The following is a 12,670-nucleotide window of genomic DNA, read 5'->3' on the forward strand; positions in this document are numbered from 1 at the left end:
CACACACCGCACCAGAACCGATTCGGCTTCTCCGGCTCGAACTGCAGGAGTTCCGCAACCACTGCAATCTGCAGCTGGAGATCGATGCGCCTCGTCTGCTTGTGATCGGCAGCAACGGCGTTGGCAAATCCAACCTGCTCGAATCAGTGGAGCTGCTGGGCAGTCTGCGGTCGCATCGATCCAGCCAGGATATGGATCTGATCCACTGGGACGCCTCCCGCGCTCTGCTCAAGGCCACCTGCCTGGATGACGATGTGGTCGAGCTCGAACTGCGGCGACGGGGAGGACGACAGGCACGACGCAACGGCAAGCTGCTGACGCGGCAAATGGATCTGATCGGCCCGCTGCGCTGTGTCGGGTTCAGTGCACTGGATCTGCATCTGGTGCGTGGAGAGCCGGCGCTGAGGCGTCAGTGGCTCGATCGTGTCGTGTTGCAACTCGAACCCGTCTATGGCGACCTGCTCGGTCGCTACAACCGTCTGCTGCGGCAACGCAGTCAATTCTGGAGACGAGGTGGCCTCGGCACATCGCTGGAACGGAACGTCCTGCTGGACAGCTTCGACACCCAGATGGCACTGGTGTGCACACGCATTCACCGACGCCGACGCCGTGCATTGGCGCGACTCGAGCCACTCGCTGCAGCCTGGCAGCAACGTCTCAGCCAGGGCCATGAACAGCTGGAACTGCTGTATTCACCTGGGAGCGTGCTGGAGGGGGAAGAGGCTGAGGAAGCCTGGAGGTTGTCCATCGAAGAGCAACTTCAGCGGCAGCGGCCTGAGGAGGAAAGGCTGGGCAGCTGCAGGGTGGGACCCCATCGCGACGAAATCAATCTGATGCTCAATGGCACCGCAGCCCGTCGCTTCGGCTCTGCCGGGCAGCAGCGCACCGTTGTACTGGCACTGAAGCTCGCCGAACTGGAATTGGTCGGTGAACTCTGTGGTCATCCCCCTTTGCTGCTGCTGGACGACGTGCTGGCGGAACTGGATCCACGCCGCCAGCTCACCCTTCTGGAAGCTGTGGGTGATTCCCATCAATGCCTGGTGAGCGCAACGCACCTGGACGCCTTCGAAGGCCAATGGCGGCAGCGCTCACAGATTCTCAACGCCGATCACTTGAGAAACGGAATGAGAAAAAGCTAAGGTCTGAGGCTCTTTTCCTCGATGCCCTGATGGAGCAGACCCTGTCCTGCCTGCATCCCAACCCGGGATGGGACGACGCTTTGACTGTTACAGCCCCCAGTCCCAGTCAGATGAGTGCTACTGACATGGTGGGGAAACATTGCATCCTTGAGCTCTACGGCTGCGATCAGCGCAAGCTCAACGACGAAGCCTTCCTGAGAACCACCATCACGATGGCAGCGAAACGTGCTGGTGCCACTCTTCTCAACCTCATCACACACCGATTCGAACCTCAGGGTGTTACTGGACTAGCTCTGCTGGCCGAGTCCCATATCTCCATTCACACCTGGCCTGAAAACGGATACGCCGCAGTGGATGTGTTCACCTGCGGCGATCACACCATGCCCGAATCAGCCTGTGAGCACCTCAGGCAAGAGCTGGGCGCAGATCGCCAGTCCATGCGCAGCTTTCTGCGTGAAACACCCTCGGCCGTGGCTGAAGCGGAACGAACACCCAGCGTTCAGGCCGGTTGAATCGACCCTCAACCGGGTAGGCCCCGGTTGAGCTTTCCACTCACCAATCCTTCCAAATCCAGGCTCACACTGGTGAAGCCGAGTTCAAGCATGAACTGAACGAGTGGTTCTCTGAGCTCAGGCGCAAGCAGTTCCGAAAGCCGCTCCTGAGGAACTTCAATTCGAGCAGAGAGGCCCTGGGATCGAACCCTCACACGAGAGAAACCCCGTTCGATCAACCAGGCTTCAGCATGACCTACCTGCCTGAGGCGGTGATGGCTGATCGCTTCCCCGTAAGGAAACCGCGAGGCCAGACAAGGCTGAGCTGGCTTGTCCCACCAGGGGAAACCCAGTGCCCTGGACAGTCGTCGCACACAGGTCTTGTCGATCTGAAGATCAGCCAGCGGCGAAATCACACCAGCTTCACCGGCCGCCTCAAGGCCTGGTCGATGATCGCCGAGGTCATCAAGATTGACACCATCGAGCACCCTCGCCCCTTCAGCCGCCTCGGCTATTGGGGCGAGATGACTGTGCAACTCGCGCTTGCAGGCATAGCAACGATCCGTGGGGTTGCTGCTGTAGGCGGGGTCTTCAAGCTCTTTGGTTTTCACTTCACGATGCCTGATTCCCAGCCAGTGAGCCTGTTGGCGAGCTTCAGCCAAAAGATGAGAGGCCAGAGATGGCGACACACCGGTGACGGCACACGCGCAGTCGCCAAGCTGTTCCTGAGCAATGGCGGCAACGAGGGTGCTGTCCACACCACCGGAATAGGCAACGAACACACGCTTGAAGTTCAGGATCCGTTCGCGCAACTGCTTCAGCCGCTGCTCGTCTTCGATGGAGAGCGGTTCCAGCAGGCGAAAAGTCTCGGGAGCCACTGCTGAAGGCGGGAATCTCAGTATGCTCCGATCGTAAGAAGCGCCATCCAAGTACTGACGATGGACGCAGTCCAGTCATCCGATAGCTCCAGCGGAGCACGTCGCCGCAGCAATCCAGGCATCGGCATCGTCACAGCTGCCGACAGTCGTGAGCGCAGCCTTGGCCAGCTGCATGTCTACGACGGAGAAGGCAAAGGCAAGAGCCAGGCTGCACTGGGAGTGGTGTTGCGCACGATCGGTCTTGGCATCTGCGAGCAGCGGCGAACCAGGGTTCTGCTGCTGCGGTTCCTCAAAGGACCTGGCCGGGCTTACGACGAGGATGCGGCGATTGAAGCCCTGCAGCAGGGTTTTCCCCACCTCATCGATCAGGTCCGGACAGGACGCGCTGACTATTTCAACGCTGACGAGGCAACCAAATTCGACCAGCAGGAAGCCCAGAGAGGCTGGGACATTGCCCGAGGTGCGATTGCCAGCGCTCTTTATTCGGTTGTCGTTCTGGACGAACTGAACCCCGTGCTGGATCTCGGGCTGCTCGACATCAACGATGTGGTCAAGACTCTCTCGGCTCGACCGGATGGCATGGAAATCATCGTGACCGGGCGTGCAGCCCCGCAGCCTTTGATTCAGATCGCCGATCTGCACTCCGAGATGCGTGCCCACAGACGGATCGAGCCCAAGGACGATTCGCTGCTTCCGTTCCCGTCACCGGGTGGGATTGAGATCTACACCGGTGAAGGTAAAGGGAAATCCACCAGCGCTCTGGGCAAGGGGCTCCAGGCCATCGGCAGAGGCATCAGTCAGGACAAGAGCCACCGCGTGCTGATCCTGCAATGGCTCAAGGGAGGCAATGGATACACCGAAGATGCTGCGATCGCAGCGCTGCGTGAGAGCTATCCGCACCTGGTGGACCACCTGCGTTCCGGACGGGACGCAATCGTCTGGCGTGGCCAACAGGAACCGATCGACTATGTGGAGGCCGAACGCGCCTGGGAAATTGCCCGAGCGGCGATTGCGAGCGGCCTCTACAAAACCGTGATCCTGGACGAACTGAATCCCACTGTTGATCTGGAACTTCTACCGGTCGAACCCATCGTGCAGGCCCTGGTGCGTAAGCCCTCCGAAACCGAAGTGATCATCACAGGTCGCTGCAAACACCCGCCGGCCTACTTCGATCTGGCGAATATCCACTCAGAGATGGTCTGTCATAAACACTATGCGGAGCAGGGAGTCGACCTCAAACGTGGGGTCGACTACTGACGCTCTGATACGTCCTCAGTAGCGGGGAACGTCTGGATCAATCTGCTGCGACCAGGCGTCGATGCCTCCCGACACATTGGTGGCCTCGATTCCATGCTCGGCCAAAAGCTCGACCGCACGCGCAGAACGTCCACCCAGCTTGCAGTGCACATAAATGGGTCGTTGTCCGGCAAGGCGGCGAATCTCGTCGATCCCCTCTCCGTTCTCGATTGTTGCAAGCGGGATCAGTTGCGATCGAGGAATCACCCCCACATCGGCTTCCGAGGGATTACGCACATCAATCAGCAGCAGCTCATCGCCCCGGTCCAGCAGTGCACTGAGCTGCTTCACGGAAATGCTTCCCACGCTTGAAACTCCCTCGTGACGGCCGGAAGCGTCGACGCTACAGAACGCCTCATAGTCGATCAGGGTCGTGACGGCAGGTCGGTTGGGCCGGCGTTGCAGACGAAGCTCCCGGAAACGCATGCTGAGGCTATCCACAAGCAGCAGCCTCCCATCCAGAGATGTGCCGATCCCAGTCAGCACCTTGATCGTTTCGGTGGCCTGAAGCAGCCCGATCAATCCCGGCATCACTCCAACCACACCACCATCGGCACAGGAGGGAACAAGGCCGGGTGGCGGTGGCTCTGGCACCAGATCGCGGTAGTCCGGTGACTGGGGGCCTTGGTTGAACACACTGACCTGCCCCTCGAAGCGCTGAACAGATCCGTACACCCACGGCTTGTCAAGCAGGCAGCAGACGTCGTTGATCAGATAGCGGGTGGGGAAATTATCGGATCCATCCACCACGAGGTCGTAGCCCTCGATCAGCCCAAAAGCATTGTCGGTGGTGAGCCGACAGGCATACCGTTCAACCCGGCAATCGGAATTGATGCCCGAAATCCTCTGAGCAGCGGAATCTGTCTTCAGCTGACCAAGACCACTTTCAGAGTGAATCACCTGCCGCTGGAGGTTGGAGAGCTCCACGCGATCATCATCAACGATTCCGACGTGACCGACACCGGCTGCCGCCAGGTACATCAGCAGGGGCGAGCCGAGCCCGCCTGCCCCAACACACAGTACCGATGCCGTTTTCAACCGCTGCTGGCCGATCACACCGAATTCCGGAAGCATCAGATGACGGGCATAACGTCCTCGCTCCTGGGAACTCAGAACGGAATCCGGACAGTGTTCCGTCATTGCAGAGGGATCAATGTGCCATCAGGACACGAGTTCACAGTGTCTCCCACCATTGCCTGATGATCGGCTGCCTGGTGATCGATCACCAGCGACAGAGCTTCCGCAGTCCTGTCGGGCATGCCCTGCCCGCCCCCGCGCAACCACCAGGCACGAACCCCGGCGGCACCGGCATCGATGAGCATGACCCCCTCGCCGGCAGCCCATTGCCTGTCAACGGCACTGGGAACCGGCTTTCCCCTGGGATGGGTGTGAGCACTGCCGAGAATTCGCCAGCCTCGCTGACGAGACCATTTCTGAGCAGCGATCTGCTCACGAGGATCAAGTGCAAAGCGTGATCGGCGAGAAGGGGAAGCCGGCGCCTGATCACCATCGCTTTTGATGACATCGCTGAATCCACCGAATCCAGGGTTCCAGACATTGCAGCAGGGCCACACAAAGCGCACGGTGGGCTCAGCTGCCGATTCCCCCAGCAGCAATGCGCAGCCCTCCTGCGGTGACACGGCCCCGAGCGAAGCTCTGAGAATCATCAGACAATCGAGATCGATACGGAGCCGGCATGGCATTCCAGTGATCTTGCCGATATCGTCGCGGGGTATTAGCAGCCAGCTTAGGCGTCATGAGCGACGAAACCACTACGCAGTCGACTGAAAGCGCCACTGGCGACAACGTTGCCTTCGCCGAGCGGTACAAAGACGTCCTCGGCAAGGTGAATGAAACTCTCGACAAGGTCGACTGGAGTCAGGCAGGACGCATCGGCAAGGTGGTGGGCATCTTCGCTGCTGTGATCGTTGCCCAGATCATGATCAAGGGAATTCTCGACACGATCAATCTGCTGCCGGTGGTACCCGGCCTGCTGGAGCTGCTCGGTGTTGTGGTCGTCGGGCAATGGAGCTGGAAGAACCTCACCACCAGCGACAAGCGCAATGCCCTGGTGGCCAGAATCCAGACGCTTCGCAAGGAATATCTGGGCTGAAGCAGATCGGCATCAGCCCCCTTCCCAGATCTCTTCAGAGCAAAGCGAGCCGCAGATCCTTGAGGATCCTGCGGCTTTGCTGTTGGTATCCACCGCCAAACAGATTGGCGTGATTCAAGAGGTGATAAAGATTCAGGACTTCCACCCTGTGTTCTGCGCCAGCCGGCAGGGGCCATTCAGCGCTGTAGCCCTCCATAAAACGACGGGAAAAGCCACCGAACAGTTGGGTCATGGCCAGATCGACCTCGCGATCAGCCCACCAACTGGCCGGATCAATCAAGAGGCCACGACCATCAGCCAGGACCGCGGCATTACCGGCCCAGAGATCACCGTGCACCAGACAGGGCTCAGGAGCATGACGATTCAGCCATGCGGCGATCAGTGGAAGCAGTGGCTCCCAGTCCTGCGCAGCCAGCCCCCACTCTCTGGCCAGACACAGCTGGGGGTGAAGCCTGAGTTGAGTGAACGCATCGCCCCAGCTGTCACACCATCCGGAGGGCTGGGGCCCAAGACCGATGAAGCCATCCTGATCCCAGCCGAAACAACCAGGCCCGGCCGCTGCTGACGCACGATGCAGCTTTGCCAGGCCGCGGCCAAGCCGGAACTGTTCCCCGCCGCTGGCATCCCACCAGGCCATCAGCAGTGCTGATTGACCCGAGAGCGGGAGACAACCATGCACCTTGGGCACTTCGAGCAAGCCCGGATCAGCCCACTGACGCAGAGCCTGCAGGCCGGACTGTTCAGCCAACAAATTCTCCGAACGGGCCACCTTGACGAAAAGTTCCTCGCCATCGCTCAGGTTCAGCTTCCACGTGGATCCGACACTGCCGCCGCCCACACTGCGCAGACCAACCACCTGTCGCCCCTCAAGCAACCCAGCGTTCGCGGCCAGAGCCCGTTCCAGCTGATCTCGCATCCACGCTGATTCACCTCTGCTGCCAGCATGCCGTGATGGAACCAGTCCAGGACGTGATCGTGATCGGTGGCGGGATTGCCGGTCTCACCGCTGCAGCCCTGCTGGCCCACGAGGATTTGAACGTCACCCTGCTGGAGGCGCACCATCAGCTCGGTGGTTGTGCTGGAACGTTCCGACGGGGGGCCTACACCTTTGATGTGGGGGCGACTCAGGTTGCAGGGCTGGAAGCTGGGGGCAGTCATGCACGACTGTTTCAGCACCTGAACATCAGACCTCCCGAAGCCGGGCGACTGGACCCCGGCTGTGTGGTGGATCTCAATGACGGGTCACCTCCGGTGCACCTCTGGCACGATCCCCAGCGCTGGCGCAAGGAGCGCAGCCGGCACTTCCCCGGCAGCGAACGCTTCTGGCAGCTGTGCAGCTGGATTCACCATCAGAACTGGCAGTTCGCTACGGCTGACCCAGTGCTCCCGATTCGCACTGGCTGGGATCTCGGACGCACCCTCGCCGCCCTGACCCCCGGGAATCTGGCCTGTGCCCCGCTGAGTCTGCTGACGGTTGCCGATCTGCTGACCCTCAGCGGATGCGGCGGAGACCCACGACTCCGGCGCTTTCTTGACCTGCAGCTGCGGCTGTACTCACAGCAACCGAGCGACCGCACCGCTGCCCTCTATGGCGCCACGGTGTTGCAGATGTGCCAGGCGCCACTGGGGCTTTGGCATCTGCACGGATCGATGCAGAGCCTCAGCGATCAGCTGGCGACGGCCCTGGAACGCGATGGCGGGCGTGTGCTTCTGCGCCATCGCGCCCTGCGATTGGAACGAAACGACGGGCAACCTGGATGGTCGGTGATGGTTGAAGGCCCGGCGAAAACCGAGCAGCGCTTGCAGGCCCGCGAGATCATTTGCAGCCTGCCGCCGCAATGCTTGCCGGGACTGATTCCCGACCCACGACAGATGCCCGAGGGGTATCGCAAGCACCTCAACACACTCAAAGCTCCGAGCGGAGCGATTGTGTTTTACGGAGCTGTTGAACGTCATCATCTGCCGGACAACTGCCCCGGACATCTCCAACGGGATGGAGAGACACCGGGCTCACTGTTCCTGTCGATGAGCCATGACGGTGATGGTCGAGCCCCGGAGGGTCAGGCCACCGTGATCGCCAGTGTGTTCACCTCACCGGAGGGTTGGCACGATCTGGATGAAACGGCTTACCAGAAGCGCAAAAAAGAACTTGGCGACTCGATTCGTGCTGGAGTGAACGCCGCCCTGAAACTGCCCGATCACGCCTGGCTGCATCAGGAACTGGCGACACCGAGGGGGTTCGCCCACTGGACCGGTCGGCCGGATGGCGTGGTGGGTGGCCTTGGCCAGAGCCCAGGTCGGTTCGGGCCCTTCGGACTCGCCAGCCGCACCCCCATCTCCAACCTGTGGCTATGTGGCGATTCCATTCACCCCGGAGAAGGCACTGCTGGAGTCAGCCTGTCGGCACTGATGGCCTGCAGGCAATTGATGGCCGAACGAGGTCTGAAGCTCACGCTGAAGGCCTAGCTGGATCCGAGGGGGGCTCCAGGAAACCGGGACGCAGTTCACGGGTCTTGTCGAGCTCCTTCTCCAGCTGAGACCAGTGGCCATTGATGATCGCCTCTTCGAGCTGCTCGAGGCTCCATCGATAGGCGGCAAGGGACTTCAGCAATGCGGAGGTGTTGTGAGAAGCCATCGCCGTACCCAGTGCTGGATTACCTCCTCCAACCCTGGTTGTATCAGCGAAACCGCTTGAGGCCAGCTGACGCGCCAGATCACGAACACGTGGATCTCGCTCCTCTCCAAGCACACGCAGCAGCGCTGCGCTCACCATCACCGGCAGATGCGAGATCAGGGCAACGGCCTGGTCATGAATGAGTGGATCCGCACTGACCCAGTGCGCACCGAGCAAGCCAGCCAAGGCTCTGACCTGTTTCAGGGCTTCCGGATCTGTCTGCACTTCAGGAGTACCCACCCAGGGGCGTCCCTTGAATAAGCCGCTGCAACCTGACTCCACACCAGACTCAGCAGTGCCCGCCATGGGATGTGACGCCACAAAGCGGGGATGACGATCTCTCCAGACCTCCAGAACGGCTCCCTTCACCGACCCCACATCCGTGATCACAGCCTCAGATGGGAGGGCTTGGATCAGTGCCTCTTTGGGCTGAAGCAGGGCCTCAAGCGGCAACGCCAGAACGACAAGATCACAGCCCTCGAGGCAAGCGGGATCGCTGCTGACAGCATCGACAAGCCCACGCTGCACAGCACGCTCCGCTGTGCTGGCCCGATGCACGAGGCCCTGAACACAGACCCCGAGAGCACGCAGATCGAGACCGATGGAACCCCCGATCAGGCCAAGACCCACAACACCGACCCTGTTGAAGCCAGCCGGATCTGCGATCCGCTCCTGATCCATGACTGCTGTTCCCACCCAGCCCATGTTGCTTGACCCATACAGGGATCGGAACAGCTCAGCCTGAACCGATGATCGACCCGGAGGTTCTTAGGCTTCCCGAATGCTGGAAGTCCAGGCCCATCAGCAGCTCAAGCACCTGCTCAGGGGAGAAGCTGGCCACTGGGAGCACCAACTGACCCTGAGCCGTCTGGTGGGACGGAGTCTGCGACGCCAGGATCGAACCAGAATCCAGTTATCCGCAGGCAGCAGCGACCGCTGGTGGCTGGCCCTGCTCGTTCCGCTCAGTCTGCGCAGCCGACACACTGTGCTGGTTCTCGATCCAACGCAACAGCAGCGGCTGCTGCAGCTTGAACGACCGCGTCTGCTCGAAAGCGGATTGAAGCTGGGCTGCTGGACAGGATTTGCTCCCCCCCCCGGAGACCAGATCTGGCTGTTGACACCCCACCAGCTTCTGGATGTCCATCGCCAAGGACAGCTCCGTCCTGAAGACCATCTTGTTGTTCCCGAGGCGGAATGGTTGCCTGACCGCCTCCGACGGGCCATGACCGTTAAGATCGACTCCTGTCACTGGGAGCAGCTGCGAGCAGCGTTTCCCTCCGCTGGCGAGGCGTTGCTTGAGCTGCATGAACGCCTGAGTCGTCAGCTGGTAGCCCTTGGCGCAGGAACGAGCCGCGATCTCACCATGCCCGAGAGCGCGCTGACCCTGGTTCGCGATCTGCTGCAGCTGCTGGGACCAACTCCAGAACCCTGGTCCCAGCTTATGTCCATGGACCGAGCGTCATGGGCCAGCTGGGCTCGCGTGGACTCAAACACCCTGCAGTGGAGCTGGCAGCTGCAACCGCTTGAACCACTGATCACGCTGGAATCACTCTTCTCAGAGCATCCCTGGACGCTGATCCATGGCGATGGAGGCTGTCGCGGTCATGTTGAAGAGCCGTGCAGCGACAGCGATGAGCTGCGTATTGATCTACGCGATGCAGCGCGTGGTGAACCGCTGCCGATCTATCTGCCCAGGCGTCAGCCGCTCCCGAACACGGAAATTTTCGCCGCCCATCTGCTGGAGCAGAGTCGACGCCTGATCCTGGGCCGGTCGGGGTTGACCGGTGTACTGGTGGACGCTCCCTGCATGCGACAGCGGCTCTGCAGCGAGCTTGCGGCGGAGTTCGGCAGCAGGGTCACTCTTGAAAGCACCGCACCGGAATCCAACGGAGTGATCTGCTGCAGCTGGAACTGGTGGTTGAACCATCAGCATCTGCTTCCGGAACCGGAACAGCTGATTGCAGCCATGCTGCCGATCTCCAGTCTGGAAGATCCCCTCACCGCAGCCCGCGTGGAGTCGATGAAGCGGCAGGGCCGTGATTGGTTCCGCACGCTTCTGCTCCCCGAAGCCCTGGCGGTTTTAATCCCTGCCATCGCTCCGCTGAGACGCAGCGGCGGTCGCCTGGCCATCCTTGATGGACGGGTCCGCGGACGCAGCTGGGGAGAGCAGGTGCTGCGCGCGCTTGAACCCTGGGATTCATTGCAGAGACTTCGACCGGACTGAGGGGGCACTTCTAGGCTGATCGAGAGCTTGTGAGGCCAGTGATGGGAGAAGCACGACGCCGTGCCAGTCAGGGACTGCCACCACGTCAGCGCAAGCCCGACCCCAAGGATGCAGAACGATTTATCGCCTGGTTGCCGCTGACCCGAGCCCAGGCCACGCAATTCGTATCCATCACCACACGAGGCGCCTGGATCGGCATCGCCGCCCTGGTGCTGTTCTGGGTGGTGGTGCGTTTCATCGGCCCTGCAGCAGGCTTCTGGACACTTGCCGACAGCCCATAAAACTGCAAACGCTCATCAGCGACCCTGAATTCGAAAGAAAACCTTTAGGCTCATATGAACCTGAATGGTGTTCTGCGTGTTTCTACGACTCTCCGAGCAGTACCGCTCGGTCGTCCAGGATCTGGTCATGAGCCTGCAGGCTTTGGCCGGAAATCTCAGGAAACAGGGCATCACCGCCACCTGCTACGTCTGCGATGACGGCCAGGACGGAAGCGGGGCTTCATTCATGGCCGAACTGGGCGAGCATCACATGGTGCGCTTTCTGGTCTCTGATTTCGGCATCAGCTGGGTTGAATCCCGCAATGGCCGCGAACTGGTGAAATTCGAAGGTGCTGAAGCGATCCAGGAGCTTCAGCGCATCACAGGACATCTGCAGAGGAGCCGCAGTGAATGCAGCTCCTCTGCGCTCCAGCAGGGCTGATCAGGCTGCATCCTTCGACGACACAGCCGCCTCAGAGGCTTTGGCAAGAGGCTTGGCAGCAGCGGAACGCGCGGCGGCAGCAAGAGGACGCATGGAGTTGGAGGTGACTTCCGAACCTTCCGTCAGCTTCTGACGCACCAAGACTTCAATCGAATCCTTGGCTTCCTGGTTCTGCTCCAGCCAACCGATGGTGTTGTCACGCCCCTGACCGATGTTGTCGCCCTCATAGCTGTACCAGGCGCCCTTGCGAGTCACGACACCCGTCTCCTCGGCCAGATCGAGCAAACAACCCAGCGTACTGATGCCACGGCCAAAGAGAATGTCGAATTCCGCGATGCGGAAGGGTGGAGCCACCTTGTTCTTGGCCACCTTCACCTTCGCGCGGATTCCATATTCCTCAGTACCGCGCTTGAGCGTCTGAATACGGCGGATATCAAGACGCACCGAGGCATAAAACTTGAGGGCATTACCACCGGTGGTGGTTTCCGGGTTGCCGTAAGTGACGCCGATCTTGAGACGCAGCTGGTTGAGGAAAATCACCGTGCAACCGGACTTGCCGATGTTGCCGGTGATCTTGCGCATTGCCTGGCTCATCAGACGGGCCTGACTACCCACAGCCAGATCACCCATCTCACCCTCGATCTCGGCACGGGGCGTCAGAGCGGCGACGGAGTCAACCACCACGATGTCGACAGCCGCGGAACGAACCAGCTGATCAACAATTTCCAGCGCCATTTCGCCCGTATCCGGCTGGGAGACCAGCAGGTTTTCCACATCCACCCCCAACGATGCGGCATAAACCGGGTCGAGAGCATGCTCGGCATCCACGAAGGCGGCGACACCTCCGTTGCGCTGAACCTCAGCAATGGCATGCAGAGTCAACGTGGTCTTACCGGAACTTTCGGGTCCGTAGACCTCAACGACACGTCCCTTGGGATACCCACCTCCAAGAGCGAGATCCAGAGTGAGGGCTCCAGTGGAAATGGTTTCCACCCTCATCCTGGAAGCGTCTCCGAGGCGCATGATCGAACCCTTCCCGAAGTTGCGCTCGATCTGACCGAGCACGAGGTTGAGCGCTTTGTCGCGCTCACCGGGGCGGACATCTCCACCGGAAGACTGGGAGGCTTTCACATCGGCTGGCATGGCTGAAACA

14 protein-coding genes are annotated in these 12,670 nt (G+C 60.6%); 8 read left to right on the top strand and 6 right to left on the bottom strand.

Going from position 1 to position 12,670, the window contains the following annotated elements; genetic code table 11:
• Window positions 1-41: 41 nt before the first annotated feature.
• On the top strand, window positions 42-1,139 hold the full coding sequence (recF, locus tag SIB83_RS04845) for a DNA replication/repair protein RecF (RefSeq protein ID WP_413406097.1): 1,098 nt from the start codon (window positions 42-44) through the stop codon (window positions 1,137-1,139).
• A gap of 29 nt (window positions 1,140-1,168) precedes the next feature.
• On the top strand, window positions 1,169-1,651 hold the full coding sequence (gene speD / locus SIB83_RS04850; RefSeq protein WP_413403861.1) for an adenosylmethionine decarboxylase: 483 nt from the start codon (window positions 1,169-1,171) through the stop codon (window positions 1,649-1,651).
• Between the two features lie 8 nt (window positions 1,652-1,659).
• On the opposite strand, the gene larE is transcribed toward speD, so the two are convergent.
• Window positions 1,660-2,508, bottom strand: a complete 849-nt coding sequence (gene larE, locus SIB83_RS04855) for an ATP-dependent sacrificial sulfur transferase LarE (RefSeq protein ID WP_413403862.1) — start codon at window positions 2,506-2,508, stop codon at window positions 1,660-1,662.
• Window positions 2,509-2,568: 60 nt separating this feature from the next.
• Between larE and SIB83_RS04860 the strand changes: the two genes are divergently transcribed.
• Window positions 2,569-3,765, top strand: coding sequence for a cob(I)yrinic acid a,c-diamide adenosyltransferase (locus SIB83_RS04860; RefSeq protein ID WP_413403863.1), 1,197 nt, complete (start codon window positions 2,569-2,571; stop codon window positions 3,763-3,765).
• A 15-nt stretch (window positions 3,766-3,780) separates the two neighbouring features.
• On the opposite strand, the gene moeB is transcribed toward SIB83_RS04860, so the two are convergent.
• Both moeB and SIB83_RS04870 read right to left on the bottom strand, forming a co-directional pair.
• On the bottom strand, window positions 3,781-4,944 hold the full coding sequence (gene moeB / locus SIB83_RS04865) for a molybdopterin-synthase adenylyltransferase MoeB (protein ID WP_413746938.1): 1,164 nt from the start codon (window positions 4,942-4,944) through the stop codon (window positions 3,781-3,783).
• Window positions 4,941-5,507, bottom strand: coding sequence for a M67 family metallopeptidase (locus SIB83_RS04870; protein ID WP_413746939.1), 567 nt, complete (start codon window positions 5,505-5,507; stop codon window positions 4,941-4,943). Before SIB83_RS04870 ends, moeB begins: the two co-directional genes overlap by 4 nt.
• Window positions 5,508-5,560: 53 nt before the next feature.
• Here SIB83_RS04870 and SIB83_RS04875 point away from each other — a divergent pair, with 53 nt between their 5' ends.
• The gene (locus SIB83_RS04875; protein ID WP_413746940.1) at window positions 5,561-5,917 is read left to right on the top strand and encodes a CAAD domain-containing protein; all 357 of its coding nucleotides are present in this window, start codon (window positions 5,561-5,563) and stop codon (window positions 5,915-5,917) included.
• A gap of 34 nt (window positions 5,918-5,951) precedes the next feature.
• On the opposite strand, the gene SIB83_RS04880 is transcribed toward SIB83_RS04875, so the two are convergent.
• Window positions 5,952-6,833 (bottom strand): fructosamine kinase family protein, encoded by an 882-nt coding sequence (locus SIB83_RS04880; protein WP_413746941.1) that lies wholly within the window; start codon window positions 6,831-6,833, stop codon window positions 5,952-5,954.
• A 35-nt stretch (window positions 6,834-6,868) separates the two neighbouring features.
• On the opposite strand from SIB83_RS04880, the gene crtD reads away from it, so the two are divergent.
• Window positions 6,869-8,383, top strand: a complete 1,515-nt coding sequence (crtD, locus tag SIB83_RS04885; protein ID WP_413747292.1) for a C-3',4' desaturase CrtD — start codon at window positions 6,869-6,871, stop codon at window positions 8,381-8,383.
• On the opposite strand, the gene SIB83_RS04890 is transcribed toward crtD, so the two are convergent.
• Entirely contained in the window at window positions 8,367-9,272 is a 906-nt protein-coding gene (locus SIB83_RS04890; RefSeq protein ID WP_413403868.1) for a prephenate/arogenate dehydrogenase, read from the bottom strand. The two genes, crtD and SIB83_RS04890, sit on opposite strands and share 17 nt — an antisense overlap.
• Before the next feature lie 100 nt (window positions 9,273-9,372).
• Between SIB83_RS04890 and SIB83_RS04895 the strand changes: the two genes are divergently transcribed.
• From SIB83_RS04895 to SIB83_RS04905, 3 genes are all read left to right on the top strand, one after another.
• On the top strand, window positions 9,373-10,815 hold the full coding sequence (locus SIB83_RS04895; protein ID WP_413403869.1) for a helicase: 1,443 nt from the start codon (window positions 9,373-9,375) through the stop codon (window positions 10,813-10,815).
• Between the two features lie 41 nt (window positions 10,816-10,856).
• On the top strand, window positions 10,857-11,096 hold the full coding sequence (locus tag SIB83_RS04900; RefSeq protein ID WP_066904418.1) for a DUF2839 domain-containing protein: 240 nt from the start codon (window positions 10,857-10,859) through the stop codon (window positions 11,094-11,096).
• 76 nt (window positions 11,097-11,172) lie between these two features.
• Window positions 11,173-11,517, top strand: a complete 345-nt coding sequence (locus SIB83_RS04905) for a DUF1815 family protein (protein WP_413406099.1) — start codon at window positions 11,173-11,175, stop codon at window positions 11,515-11,517.
• Here the strand turns inward: SIB83_RS04905 and recA are convergent, their stop codons facing one another.
• Window positions 11,518-12,660, bottom strand: a complete 1,143-nt coding sequence (gene recA, locus SIB83_RS04910) for a recombinase RecA (RefSeq protein ID WP_413403870.1) — start codon at window positions 12,658-12,660, stop codon at window positions 11,518-11,520.
• Window positions 12,661-12,670: the final 10 nt, after the last annotated feature.

Origin of the sequence: Synechococcus sp. MIT S9507, assembly GCF_047304715.1 — a bacterium.
Lineage (GTDB): Bacteria > Cyanobacteriota > Cyanobacteriia > PCC-6307 > Cyanobiaceae > Synechococcus_C.

Excerpts from the sequence above, each read along its gene's own strand:
- speD (WP_413403861.1), top strand. The coding sequence starts at position 1,169 with ATGGAGCAGACCCTGTCCTGCCTGCATCCCAACCCGGGATGGGACGAC.
- SIB83_RS04860 (WP_413403863.1), top strand. The coding sequence starts at position 2,569 with ATGGACGCAGTCCAGTCATCCGATAGCTCCAGCGGAGCACGTCGCCGC.
- moeB (WP_413746938.1), bottom strand. The coding sequence starts at position 4,944 with ATGACGGAACACTGTCCGGATTCCGTTCTGAGTTCCCAGGAGCGAGGA.
- SIB83_RS04870 (WP_413746939.1), bottom strand. The coding sequence starts at position 5,507 with ATGCCATGCCGGCTCCGTATCGATCTCGATTGTCTGATGATTCTCAGA.
- SIB83_RS04875 (WP_413746940.1), top strand. The coding sequence starts at position 5,561 with ATGAGCGACGAAACCACTACGCAGTCGACTGAAAGCGCCACTGGCGAC.
- SIB83_RS04880 (WP_413746941.1), bottom strand. The coding sequence starts at position 6,833 with ATGCGAGATCAGCTGGAACGGGCTCTGGCCGCGAACGCTGGGTTGCTT.
- crtD (WP_413747292.1), top strand. The coding sequence starts at position 6,869 with ATGGAACCAGTCCAGGACGTGATCGTGATCGGTGGCGGGATTGCCGGT.
- SIB83_RS04890 (WP_413403868.1), bottom strand. The coding sequence starts at position 9,272 with ATGGATCAGGAGCGGATCGCAGATCCGGCTGGCTTCAACAGGGTCGGT.
- SIB83_RS04895 (WP_413403869.1), top strand. The coding sequence starts at position 9,373 with ATGCTGGAAGTCCAGGCCCATCAGCAGCTCAAGCACCTGCTCAGGGGA.
- SIB83_RS04900 (WP_066904418.1), top strand. The coding sequence starts at position 10,857 with ATGGGAGAAGCACGACGCCGTGCCAGTCAGGGACTGCCACCACGTCAG.
- recA (WP_413403870.1), bottom strand. The coding sequence starts at position 12,660 with ATGCCAGCCGATGTGAAAGCCTCCCAGTCTTCCGGTGGAGATGTCCGC.